Raw genomic sequence first — 12,594 nt, forward strand, 5'->3', positions numbered from 1 at the left:
CAATTATATTTATTTCGATAACAACAACCATCCTCGTTGTCGAAGAAAAACCCCTTGACAATTTTCTGATTTGTATGGATAATTTCTAACAAACCATTGATACGGAAAACGGTACGGGACTAGTAAATCGATGGAACGTGCAAGAGAGTGGAACTCGTAGGCTGGAAGGTTCCTCACGGGAAGTCGATTGAACCTGCCCTAAAAAGGCCGCTTATGCAAACATAAGCCGTCCGCCCTCGTTACGGGCAAGAGGTGGGCGCATGATGCGCCAAAAAAGGTGGTACCGCGGAACGCTTTTTCCGTCCTTTTGCAAGGAAGGGAAAAAGCGTTTTTTATTGGCAACCAGAAAGGAGGATGCGCATGAAAAAGCAGCGAGTCGTCGTGAAAATCGGAAGCAGCTCATTAACGGACGCGAAAGGCGCGCTTTGTGATGAAAAACTCCATGACCATGTGGAAGCAATCGCCTACCTCAAACAGCTCGGCCATGAGGTGATTTTAATTACGTCAGGCGCTGTCGCCGCCGGATTCGGACCGCTCGGCTATCCATCACGGCCGACGACTAAGGCGGGAAAGCAAGCAGCGGCGGCGGTCGGGCAAGGGCTGCTCATGCAAGGCTATATTTCCGCGTTCAAACAGTTCGGCATAACGACGGGACAAATTTTATTAACAAGAGAAGATTTTTATAGCCGCGAACGGTTTCATAATTTATTTTCCACGATCACCACATTGCTGGCATGCGGGGTTTTGCCGATCATTAACGAAAACGATTCCGTGTCCGTCGAGGAATTGACGTTTGGCGACAACGATATGCTTTCCGCCCTTGTCAGCGGCTTTTTGCACGCGGATGCGCTCATTATCTTAACCGATATTAACGGGCTGTATGATGATAATCCGAAAACAAATCCGAAGGCGAAAAAATACGCGTTTCTTCCGAATGTTACCGATGAAATGATTGAAGCGGCGGGCGGCAGCGGCTCTGCGGTCGGAACGGGCGGCATGAAATCAAAGCTTCTCGCCGCACAAAAAGCGCTCTCGTTCGGGGTAAGCGTCTTTGTCGGAACGGGTACAGGGAAAGAAAAGCTTTGCGACATTTTGGAAGGAAAAGGAGACGGAACATATATCGGCGCACCGTTTCATGGACATATGCAAATGCGCAAACAATGGATCGCATACCATGCGCCGGTCTCCGGAAAAATCGAAATTGACGAAGGCGCGGAAACCGCCCTATTGCAACGTGGAAAAAGCTTGCTTCCCGCTGGCGTTACCGCCGTTTTTGGCACGTTTTCCGCCATGGATGTCGTCGAGGTCGTCAACCGAAAAGGAGCCGTCATCGGCCGCGGCCAAGTGTATTACTCCTCTGGCGATTTAGAACAAGTCAAAGGCCTTCCTAGCAATGAGGCAAGAAAATATTCGATTAACCATCGCCCTGAAGTGATCCACCGCGACAATTGGGTATCATTACGAAAGGAGAGTGTTATCAAATGAACGAATTGCTTACCAAAGCCAAGCGGCTGCAACAAGCAGCGAAAACGCTAGCCCTCCTGTCCACGGAAGAAAAAAACGAAGCATTGACGCGCATCGCCGAAGCGCTGATCAAACAAAAAGAGTGGATTTTGCAAGAAAATGAAAAAGATGTGGCACTTGGAAAAGAACAAGGTCTTTCTCCTGCCTTAATCGACCGATTGCAGCTAACCAGCGAACGAATCGAGCAAATCGTCAATGGCGTCCGTCAAGTTGCGGGTCTTCCTGACCCAATCGGCGAAATCGTCGAAGAATGGACGCGGCCAAACGGGCTTCGCATTCAAACAGTGCGCGTGCCGCTCGGCGTCATCGGCATGGTGTACGAAGCGCGCCCAAACGTCACCGTCGATGCCGCGAGCCTTTGCTTAAAAACGGGAAACGCCGTCTTATTGAGGGGCAGCTCCTCCGCGCTTCATTCAAACAAAGCACTCGTCCATGTCATGAAGGAGGCGCTTCGCGATTCCGCCATCCCTGCCGATGCCATCCAGCTTCTTGAAGACACGAGCCGGGAGACGGCCCAGCAAATGTTTCGTTTAAACGGCTACTTAGACGTATTAATTCCGCGCGGCGGGGCCGGGCTGATTCGCTCCGTTATCGAAAACGCCACCGTTCCCGTGCTTGAGACTGGTGTCGGCAACTGCCATATTTTCATCGATGAATCCGCGCAAAAGCAAATGGCAATCGATATTGTATTGAACGCGAAATTGCAGCGCCCATCCGTCTGCAATGCGGTGGAAACGGTGTTAATCCATCAAAACTGGCCGTATATCGGCGAACTCATCGAAGCGCTCCACGCGCGCGGCGTCGAGCTGCGCGGCGACTCGCAGCTTGCTTCATCGTATTCCTTTATCCAGCAGGCTACCGAAGCCGACTGGAGCACCGAATATTTGGCGCCGATTTTAGCCGTCAAGCTCGTGCAAGACGTCAAAGAAGCGGTCGACCATATTAACCGCTATGGCACGAAACATTCTGAGGCAATTATTTCCGAGCAAAACGACAACGTCCGCTTCTTTTTCCAAGCGATTGACGCCGCCGTGCTTTACCACAACGCCTCGACCCGCTTCACCGACGGCGAGCAGTTTGGCTACGGGGCGGAAATCGGCATCAGCACGCAAAAACTGCACGCCCGCGGTCCGATGGGATTGCGCGCGATCACGACAACCAAATCGCTCGTCTACGGCACGGGACAAATTCGCTCTTAACAAGGAAAAAGCCGAATCCAACGCAATGGATTCGGCTTTTACTCTACCATTTTGACGTTCACGTAAGCCTCCAGCGCCACATGACCAATAACGGCAAACGGGAAAATAACCATCGTATCAGGATGATCAATCATACTTCCAGCCGCTGCGGCAATACCAACGATCATATTATATTTTCCTACCATTCCCGCCAGTTTTTCTTGATCACGAATGCGCCGCTGATTATATCCGGACAACAGCCACGTATATTTTTTCACTCCGATAAAGTACGCCAGCAAAAACGAAACAACCGCTAAAAACAACAGCTCGAAAGAATGAATCACTTAGTTTTCTGCTCCCATCCGTCTATCCTGCTTCTTTCTATTATTATTGTATCATTATTTTTATGGAAAATTAAGACTATTGTTCTCCCCTTTTCACGCAGGAGAAATGATAAAACATGGACTCGCTCCCGATCATCTGCTGGCAGACATTTTACAGGTTAACGGAATTCTTTCGGTTATGGTTGGAATGAAACAGCTCGAACATGTTAAAAGGAACCTCAAAATGGTAAGACAATTATATGGTACACATCCTTGTTCATCCGATTCGAAATATTAGGTGTCTAACCAATCAACATGGGTGTACAAAGTTTGTCGTACACCCATGTTAAGAATGGGACGGTTTCGAAGCAAACACCCAAAAGCGGCTGCCGGCAAAATTGACGGCAATGCCTCCCAACGTCGCGATCAGTTTTCCGGCAAATAGCGGCCAATGCCCAACGTCCCGGCAGAGAAAGAGCAGAAGGAGCGTCACTGCCAGCGACAGCACATTCACCACGATAAAACGCAAAAACTCTCCGATGTTCGCTTTTCGTTTTACTTGAAACGTCCACATCCTGTTCCACACATAGCTGTTGACCACGCCGGCGGTATAAGAGCATACTTGCGCTAGTAACGCGGAAACGCCAAACGAGGTAAGAAGAAAAAAGACAATAAAGTCCACGAACGTATTTCCGACCCCGACAAGGCAAAAGCGCCATAACGTTCGCATGTTTTCTCGTTCATTCCATATAAAACGGTACTTTTTCATACTTGGTTCCAACTCCCCATGTATCTTTAACGATATATAGAGGACGCTGCTTAACTTCATCATAAATGCGGCCGATATATTCCCCCATCACGCCAAGCATCATAAACATCACGCCGTTGCACAATAAGGTCGCCATGAAAAGCGACGCCCATCCCGCCACCGTCGAATGCGTAAACAGCTTTAAATATAAAGTGATGATGATGCCAAGCACGCTTGAGGCGGAAAGGAGAAAGCCTAACAAACTGGCAAGCTTCAACGGTTTGTACGAAAACGAAGTGATCCCGTCGAGCGAAAAGCGAATCATTTTCTTAAGCGGATACTTCGTTTCCCCGGCAAACCGCTCCTCCCGCTCATATTCTACAGCTGTCTGCTTAAATCCGACCCAGCTGACGAGCCCGCGGACAAAACGGCTCCGCTCTCTCATATAGACTAACTGATCGCGCACTTTCCGGTCAATGAGGCGGAAATCGCCGGTATCGACAGGAATGTCGATTTCGGTCGCCGCCCGCAGCACCCGGTAAAACAGATAGGCGGTGACTTTTTTAAACATCGTTTCCCCTTTTCGTTTCACGCGCTTCGCATAAACAACGTCATACCCTTCTTTCCATTTGTCAATCATCTCTAAAATTAATTCGGGCGGATCTTGCAAATCGGCGTCAATAATGACGATCGCTTTTCCCGACGCGTAATCCATTCCAGCCGTAATCGCGATTTGATGGCCAAAATTGCGGGAAAAATCCACATATTTGACCGTTTCGTCCTTCACGGCAAGCTCTTTCAGGATGTCAATCGTTTCATCTTCGCTGCCGTCGTTGACAAACAACAGTTCATACGGCCCATCGGTTTGTTCCATCACGCGCTTTAGCCGGCGGTATGTCTCGCGAATGACAAGCGCCTCATTATATACTGGAATCACCACGGAATATTTTACCATATACCATACCTCCTATCCTTCATATTTATAAAGCTTCACACCGCGCTCCATCGGCAACGGCATCCCATCCTGTTCGCTCTGGCGCTCCGCTGTTGCCGCATTGGTTTGCCACTCCTCTTGCGGCACTTCTTGACAATGCGTTTCAATCCACTGAATCAGCTCGCTGTTTCCTTCGCCGCCTCCGCCAAATCCGGAGATAAGAAAATATTTCACTTCGCCGTTTTTCGCCATTTTCGCTAATTGTTCCGTTGTCAACACCGGGTCCGTCCCTAAAAATCCGCCCATCGCCATGACCGCTTTATCCGTCTTTAGCATCAGCTCGGCCGCTGTATTGGCGCGGATTGTTGCCGCTAAATATTTTTCGCCGTTATAATGCTTTTCCAAATAAGCAAGCAAATCGGAATTGACTTCTCTTTCTTCCCCGCCTCCGAAAGCGCGCTGTCCGTATTCGTTCGGACGTTTTAAATCCGGTCCGGCATACGGAATCACGCTATTTCCGCCATATAAAAGCGGGGTGAGCGACCAATAAAACGGCATGACAAGAAGGCCAAGCAAGCTCGCTGTTTTCAAATAGAGCGCCGCTTTCCTGTGATGGCGAAACGCGTGAAGAAAGCAAACGACGGCCAGTCCATAGAGCGCAAGCGACAACGGCCAAATGCTTGATAAGGAAGAGCGGTGCTGAAATACAACATACGATTCAAACAAAAACGTCATAAGCAGCGCGCTAGGAAACAGCCATTGCCAAAAACCTCCCTGTTCCTTATAAAACTGCCACAACAGTTCGCTTCCGACCGCGACCAGCACCGCGATCGCCGGCGCCATCATGCTTAAATAATAGCGGTGATAAAACCCGGCGACGCTAAAAAACACGGCCATCGGAACGAGCCAAGCGAACCAAAACAACACAAATCGGTGAAGCGGCGTGATCGCCCGCTGCCGACGGATCGACGCAAACAACCCGATTGTAACAAACAGTACAAACGGCAGAAGCCAACTGATTTGTCCGGCTAACTGCTGCTGAAACAGGCGGAACACACCAGGTTCTCCCGTTTCTCCTCTTCCGATTCCCCCCATTCCGCTAGGAGGCTGTCCGCCGTTTGGACGAGACGAGCCCATCGGCCGTTCCCCGTTTAGGTTTGGCGGACTATATATTGAATCGTTTTGATGATCAGAAAGCGATGAAGGCGAAGCTTCGTTTGCGGAACGATTCGTTTGCCCATTTCCGCCTTGGAATTCGATATCGCCACGCATGGCCCGCTTCCCACCCGGCCCTGCCGCTCCTGTTAAACGGTCGAGCCCGTTATAGCCAAGCGCCAGCTCGAGTACTGAATTCGTTTGGCTGCTGCCGATATACGGGCGTTTATCTTTTGGAATCGCGTCGATGATGACCGCATAGGAAAGCGAAACAGCCAAGACGACAACAGTAGCGGCCGTCAAATGCCAGAGCCGCTTTTTCCAGGACGCTTTTCCTGCCAGCCAATAGAACAAATAAAACGCCGGCAGTACCATATACGCCTGTAGCATTTTCATGTTAAAGCCCACGCCCACAAGCGCAAAGCTGACGAACAGCCACGAAAGTCGCTGTTTTTGTACGGCTTTCATCAGCGCCCATGCCGCCACCAACAACGTGAAAATTAAAATCGCATCAATATTGTTCGTGCGCGCCACTGCCACAAAAATAGGGGTACAAGTGAAAATCAAACTCGACCATCTGGCGGCCGCCCTGCCGGCAAACGGCTTGACAATAAAATAAACGAGCAGCGTCGAACCGACGCCAGCGAGTGCTTCCGGAAGCAGAACGCTCCAGTCGCTCACGCCAAAGATGGCTACGCTTAACGCTTGAAACCATAACGCCACCGGCGGCTTGTCAACGGTAATAAACCCTTCCGGATCAAGCGCCGCGAAAAAAAACGCCTTCCAGTTCGCCGTCATGCTTTTCGCCGCCGCGGTATAATATACGTTTGACCCCGCGTTGCCGATATGATAGAAATGAAGAAAAATAGAGATAAGGACAATGGCCAATAGCCATCCATCCACCCGTTTGATCCATTTCATCTTCTTTCCCACTCCCTTTCTTGATTCGTCACCTCTTTTTGATGTGTTTCCAACATACAACAGGACAGTGAAAATTGAGTGAAAAAGCCCATCCGCCTCATACGCTGATTGGAGTGATTTGCCAATCTTAAATAAAAAACAGGTTTTTTGCTTTTATACTTTGTTTTCTTCATAATAGGGAATGAGGAGGTGAGAGAATGGAACAGGAAACGCTGCGGAAGGAAATTTTCAAAGCATTACGACTGCATCCCGATCATATTTCGACCGAAACGCGAGAAACAATCGATCGACCTAAAGCAAACAATCAAGAAACAAGCAGCCCATCTTCAGTGGAAATGCAGAAATGGAACCATCTGCTTCAAACAAAAATAAAAGAGATAAGTAGCCAACTTCGAGCAGAAATTCAGGAATTGAGAAACCAACTAAGAGGAGAAATACAAGAAACGGCCAATCAGTTGAGAAAAGAAATACAAGAGATGAATAGCCAACTTAGAACAGAAATGCGAGAGAGGGTCGGAAAACTAGAAGAAAAAATGGATGAGCGATTCAACCGTTTAGAAACAAAAGTAGACAGCCTGTGCATCGAACTGTCAGAAACACAGGAAACGGTCGATTTCCTCTCGAGCAAAACGCTCCAGCATGAACGGAAAATTCGCGAGTTGTATCGGCAGCAATGACCGTCTCCTCTCTTATTTTCTTCCTGCTGCTTCAAAAATAAACCTCTAAAAAGAGCACTCCTTGATTCAGCGATGTATCATGCATTCCAACAAAAAACACCCTTGTACAAAACAAAGGGTGTTTTTCCATGATTATTCCACATTCCGCTCGCGAATCAATTCCATCATACGAGTTGCTACCGTTTCCGGATCAAGCCCATCCGTTGCCACGCGATAATGATGCTGGGAATAAGCTTGTTTCCGCTGTTCAAATAATTGTTTGATTTCCTCCAGCGTCTTATTTTTCAGTAAAGGACGGTCATGGACAATGGACGGAAGACGTTCTTTCCAGTTTTCCCATGACAAATCGAGGAAAACGACAATGCCGTGGGATAAACAGACGTTTCTCACTTCCTCCTGCAAATACGCCCCTCCGCCAAGCGAAAGCACTTTTTGCCGCTCTTTTGTACATAAGTCAACGATCAGCTCTCTTTCGGCTTTGCGAAAATAATCTTCCCCCTTCTGTTCAAACATAGCGGGAATGGACATGTGATGACGCCGTTCAATTTCTTGATCGGTATCGATAAACTCCCAATCTAGTTTTTTCGCTACCAGCTGTCCGATTGTCGTTTTTCCCACTCCCATAAACCCGATGAGTACAATATTTTTGCCGTGATTAGGAACTTCCGCATTTCCTTTCATATTTTTTCACTCTCCTGGCATATCATTCATCCTTATCTCGCAAACTCGATTCCCGCACGACAGGCAAAACCGTTGCCAGCATGCTTCACCGCTTGCTGTAGCGTCACTGTTTTCGCTTGCTGATCAGTTCTTCCAGCGCGACCGCCACGCCGTCTTCCTCATGTGAGGCGGTGACCATGTCGCTGACTTCTTTTAATTCCGGAGCGGCGTTTCCCATCGCCACGCGGTAGCCGGCGACGGCGAACATTGATAAATCGTTATGGCTGTCACCGAAAACAACCGTATCTTTCAGATCGATGCCGTAATGGGCGACCAGTTTCGCAAGCGCCTGTCCTTTCGTCGCCTGTTCATGGTTAATCTCAATGTTGTTTGGATGCGACGAGGTGACAGTAATGCCGGAAATGCCGGCAAACTGGGCGGCCGCTTCTTGTAAACGTTCTTGATTGAGAGAAAAAATGAGCACCTTATAAAAAACGGTTTGCCGATCCTTCCAGATGGCGCGGATGTCATCGACATACGTCACGCGCGCCTGCTGGAACTGCTTTTCGACGATGCCCTTTAATTCGGGAGCGATATCGCTTGCCCGCTCGGCCATCGCCTCGAGGTGGGCGCGGTTATGGAGCCCGACGTAGACAGCATCGCCCGTATAAATTTCGCAATATAAATCGGGCTGCGCGCGCACCCATTCGAGCGCTGGAATCAACTTTTCCTTATCAAGCGGCACATCGCCAAGCACCGTTCCATCTTCTAATGTCATCACCGCGCCGTTTAAACTCATAATCGGACAAACAAGCCCCACATCCCGGAGCGGCGCGCGCGCGTCTTTATACGCCCTGCCCGTCACGATTGCCACAATATGGCCTTGCTTTTGCGCTGTTACAATGGCCTCTTTATTTCTTTCACTCACCTGTCCTTGCGAATTGAGCAGCGTTCCGTCCATGTCTAATGCGATTAACACTATTGCATCCCTCTTTCTTTTATTATGCGTGTTTATAAATCATCACAAAATTTTCCTTCTTTTCATTCTACCATTTATTCTTTAAGAAGATGACAAAACAGATCAGATACAATTATTAACGCACTGAATGTGGAAATGAACAAGCAAACTGCGGATCGACTACATACACATCGTGCTCTCGCCGCAAATCTTCTGCCCGCAAATTTTCGGCGTTTGCCAGCATATACGCTTCTTCTCTTTCTTGATAAAACAAATAACAGACGAACCGATTCTCCTAATGAAACGCGCGGAACATACTGAATTCGAAACGCTCGACTACAAAGCAACGCTTGAAACGGTGATGTTGCTTGAAACGATATTTGAAAACGACATGATTACAGAAAAACTCGTCGCAACGTGTAAGAGTTAAAGAGAAATGGAAAGTAGAGTGGAACAGAAGACCACTCTACTTTTATGTATTTTTTATTTATCCATGTTTTTGTCGCTGCTCATCCACTTTTTGGCGCTCTTGGTGAATCGCCTCAAAATATTTCGTGAACTCCGATTTACCTGAATAGGAAAGGTATAAGTCATGTCATGCCAATGTATAATGGAAAAAGAAGACTGACTCTTAAAAGGTAGCGTGTAAAATACAAAAACTATTCTATTATTTATTTTCTTTCCTTTCAAAATACACATGCAACCGATACTCACAAATCTCTTTTGTCCATTGATACAGAATTTCTTCGTCTTCTTTTGCAATGGAAAAGTTAAAAGAAAAGACGCCATTTTCAAAAGAAAGGAGACCGTTCGAGCTTCCGCTCCATTTCGTCATTGGCATTTCGGCAATAAGCTTGCTTACTTTTTCTTCATCATAAATCCATAGCTGTTTTGTTTTCTTGTCTGAAAAGTCGATTCGTTTCCGATATTCTTTTTCCATTAAATATTGATGAAAAAATGGCGCTGCTTCTTTTGGTGTAATCGGCAGGTGCCAACGCGAAGGGCCGCGGTTTAACATTGCGTGCAATACGACCATTTTATAGCTCTTAGCCATAGACGTTCGCTCTGCCTCAACTAGCCACGATTCGTACTTTAAGAAAATTTCCTTCTCTTTCTCCGATAATTCGTCCGCCCAGTATAAAAAGCCCACATATGATTTAAATTCGGACTTGTATTCTGTCGCATCGCTTCTTCCACGCAAATGAAGCTGCAGATACGTAGGACGATAACCTAATTCCTGTTTCAGCTGCTTATAGTCCCACAGCAGCTTTTCCTTGCGCGGCTGGCTCTTTTTTCTCATTTCTTCTAATAAGTTAATAGCCTGTATATCTAAATGAAGCGAGCAATTGTCGGGAACGGTCGGTATCACCTTTTCTCTTTTTCCATTTTTATCAGCATTGCGCTCTGTATCAAACAATTTCAGCTTCACATCTGCATTGCGGTAATTCCCGATTAAATCGATAATGACGCAATAATTCTTTCCTTCATACAGCCGAAGTCCGCGGCCCACTTGCTGGGTGAACACGGTAAGCGACTCCGTCGGCCGGACAAACAGCAATGTATCCACCGATGGAATATCGACACCTTCATTAAATAAGTCCACCGTGAAAATAGCGTCTAATTCTCCTTTTTCCAGCATTGCAATTGCCCTGTCGCGCGGAATGTCTGTCTGTTTAGAGTGAAGACTGACCGTTCGATAATTTCGTTTTCGAAAATAGTCCGATAAAAAATCGGCTTGCTTGATTGATGAACAAAATACAAGCGTTCGTGTTTTCTTATAGTTCTCCCATGCCTTTAAAATCTTATCCGCCATTTCTTCCCTTAGCTGCGCTTGAAGCAGCTCTGCCTCATCATAGCGGTTGCCGAGCCATTTGATTTTTGAATAATCCGTATCATCGTAAACTCCGTAATAACGGAATGGGGCAAGCCATCCGCGCTGAACCGCTTCAATAAAATCAATTTTATAGGCGACATTTCCGCCACAAATCGCATATACGTCTTTGTTGTCATTTCGATCCGGGGTTGCGGTAATGCCAAGCAGAAATTTTGGTTCGAAATAGTCAAGCACCCGCTGATAAGAACGCGCTGCGGCGTGATGAAATTCATCAATGATAATTAAATCGAACGCGTCTTTGGAAAAGACTTTTAAATGTTTTTTCATGCTTAGCGTAAAAATGGAAGCAAAAATAATGTCGGCGTCCTTTTCTTTTTCATTTCTATCATAAATGCCAAACGTTTTATTGGAGATAACCCGCTGAAATGAGCGTTTTGCCTGACGAAGAATTTCTTCACGATGCGCAATAAACAACACTTTTTGAAAGCGACGGGCAAAAAACGCGGCCAAATATGTTTTCCCAAGCCCTGTCGCCATGACGACCATCGCCTTGTCGTAACCTTCTTCATAAGTTGCTTCCAGCCGTTCGAGCGCTTCCACTTGAGCAAATCGCGGTTGAATCGTTTCATATGTCACCGTTGCCGGATCATGAATTATGCTATGATCAAATTCTTTTGCATCCGCCTCCATTTTCTCTAGCGGAAGCATTAATTCAACTTCTTCCGCATCCGCCCATGTTCGCGCAAGATTTGGATGCCGCTGGTGATAGTCATGATACTGGTTTTCATAGTCTTTTAACGTTTCTTCGTTCACTTGTACAGTTTCATCGGCATAAAACAGCTTCAAAAACTCTTCCATGGCTTCTGCAAATACGTTTTCATCAACGTTTTTGTCCAGCCCGATGTTCCACTCGATTCCTTCTGTTAGCGCCGATTTCGACAAATTGGAGGAACCGACAATAAAATAGCCGCTCTTTGTGTTTTCAAATAAATATGCTTTCGGGTGAAAAGATACTCCCCTGCTTTGCCATAAACGGACTTCGATATCGGGATGAATGGAAATTAGCTCACAAAGCGCTTCCGGCTGGGTGACAAAGAGATAATCGCCAGCGCAAATTTTGATATCCGCCCCTCGTTCCGCCGCTTTTTTCAATGTTTCCTTCAGCAGGCGGACACCCGATTTCATCACGAACGAGGTCAATATGTATATGGTCGACGATGTTTCAATATATTCCTGTATCTTTTCGATAAGATTGCGTTGAATGAATTCGACCTTACTCATCGTGTACCTCGACTAAAAAAATTTTTTCTTTAAACCCTCCTCGCTTTTCCGCTTTTTTTGCTCGGATTTGCTCGACACGTTCGAACGTTCCACCATGGCATTCAGCAAGAGCATGAATAATTTCCAACACATCCGCCAATTCTTCCAGCGCTGTTTCGTCATCACTGGCATTCATATATTCTTCTAATTCTTCAAATGCTTTTTTTCGCAGTTCTTTGCGATATTCGTCATCTTCCAATATTCTCGTTGTCAATGTTTTCCCCGCTTGTTCAATAATTTGCGGAATTTTATCACGGACAAGTTTGTTGTATACCGGCATTATATCCTCTCCTATTTTTTATTTTCTCTTTACATATTTTACAAGATTTTTCCCTGGTTTGAAATGTGCACTTTTCTTCCCT

Annotated in this window: 11 protein-coding genes and 1 pseudogene; 3 read left to right on the plus strand and 9 right to left on the minus strand. The window is 46.8% G+C overall.

The features are described from left to right. The first annotated feature begins 360 nt into the window (after positions 1–360). Together proB and AC1WMD_RS15960 are read left to right on the plus strand one after the other, a co-directional pair. A complete protein-coding gene (gene proB / locus AC1WMD_RS15955) occupies positions 361–1,485 on the plus strand; it encodes a glutamate 5-kinase (protein ID WP_494257971.1) in 1,125 nt (374 codons plus the stop codon). After that, positions 1,482–2,723, plus strand: coding sequence for a glutamate-5-semialdehyde dehydrogenase (locus AC1WMD_RS15960; protein ID WP_494257972.1), 1,242 nt, complete (start codon positions 1,482–1,484; stop codon positions 2,721–2,723). The genes proB and AC1WMD_RS15960 overlap by 4 nt, the downstream gene beginning before the upstream one ends. Before the next feature lie 38 nt (positions 2,724–2,761). Here AC1WMD_RS15960 and AC1WMD_RS15965 read toward each other — a convergent pair whose 3' ends face one another. The 4 genes from AC1WMD_RS15965 to AC1WMD_RS15980 form a co-directional block, all read right to left on the minus strand. Then, on the minus strand, positions 2,762–3,046 hold the full coding sequence (locus tag AC1WMD_RS15965) for a DUF3784 domain-containing protein (RefSeq protein WP_494257973.1): 285 nt from the start codon (positions 3,044–3,046) through the stop codon (positions 2,762–2,764). Between the two features lie 325 nt (positions 3,047–3,371). Then, the gene (locus AC1WMD_RS15970; protein WP_043905147.1) at positions 3,372–3,794 is read right to left on the minus strand and encodes a GtrA family protein; all 423 of its coding nucleotides are present in this window, start codon (positions 3,792–3,794) and stop codon (positions 3,372–3,374) included. Further along, positions 3,766–4,728, minus strand: coding sequence for a glycosyltransferase family 2 protein (locus AC1WMD_RS15975; protein ID WP_043905148.1), 963 nt, complete (start codon positions 4,726–4,728; stop codon positions 3,766–3,768). Before AC1WMD_RS15975 ends, AC1WMD_RS15970 begins: the two co-directional genes overlap by 29 nt. A gap of 12 nt (positions 4,729–4,740) precedes the next feature. Further along, complete coding sequence (locus AC1WMD_RS15980; RefSeq protein WP_043905149.1) at positions 4,741–6,783, minus strand: glycosyltransferase family 39 protein; 2,043 nt, start codon at positions 6,781–6,783, stop codon at positions 4,741–4,743. Between the two features lie 335 nt (positions 6,784–7,118). Between AC1WMD_RS15980 and AC1WMD_RS15985 the strand changes: the two genes are divergently transcribed. Next, positions 7,119–7,460, plus strand: coding sequence for a hypothetical protein (locus AC1WMD_RS15985; RefSeq protein ID WP_494257988.1), 342 nt, complete (start codon positions 7,119–7,121; stop codon positions 7,458–7,460). 132 nt (positions 7,461–7,592) lie between these two features. Here the strand turns inward: AC1WMD_RS15985 and AC1WMD_RS15990 are convergent, their stop codons facing one another. The 5 genes and pseudogenes from AC1WMD_RS15990 to AC1WMD_RS16010 all read right to left on the minus strand — a co-directional run bounded on the left by AC1WMD_RS15990 (position 7,593) and on the right by AC1WMD_RS16010 (position 12,512). Further along, on the minus strand, positions 7,593–8,141 hold the full coding sequence (locus tag AC1WMD_RS15990) for a shikimate kinase (protein ID WP_494257974.1): 549 nt from the start codon (positions 8,139–8,141) through the stop codon (positions 7,593–7,595). 103 nt (positions 8,142–8,244) lie between these two features. Beyond that, a complete protein-coding gene (locus tag AC1WMD_RS15995) occupies positions 8,245–9,099 on the minus strand; it encodes a Cof-type HAD-IIB family hydrolase (protein ID WP_494257975.1) in 855 nt (284 codons plus the stop codon). Between the two features lie 115 nt (positions 9,100–9,214). Beyond that, positions 9,215–9,355 (minus strand): annotated as a pseudogene (locus AC1WMD_RS16000) (DUF4275 family protein); the annotation flags it as partial. Positions 9,356–9,745: 390 nt separating this feature from the next. After that, positions 9,746–12,193 (minus strand): DEAD/DEAH box helicase family protein, encoded by a 2,448-nt coding sequence (locus AC1WMD_RS16005; protein WP_494257976.1) that lies wholly within the window; start codon positions 12,191–12,193, stop codon positions 9,746–9,748. Continuing rightward, complete coding sequence (locus tag AC1WMD_RS16010; protein ID WP_494257977.1) at positions 12,186–12,512, minus strand: nucleoside triphosphate pyrophosphohydrolase; 327 nt, start codon at positions 12,510–12,512, stop codon at positions 12,186–12,188. The genes AC1WMD_RS16005 and AC1WMD_RS16010 overlap by 8 nt, the downstream gene beginning before the upstream one ends. Positions 12,513–12,594: the final 82 nt, after the last annotated feature.

The sequence above is a fragment of the Parageobacillus sp. NEAU-HV-2 genome (genome assembly GCF_059115485.1).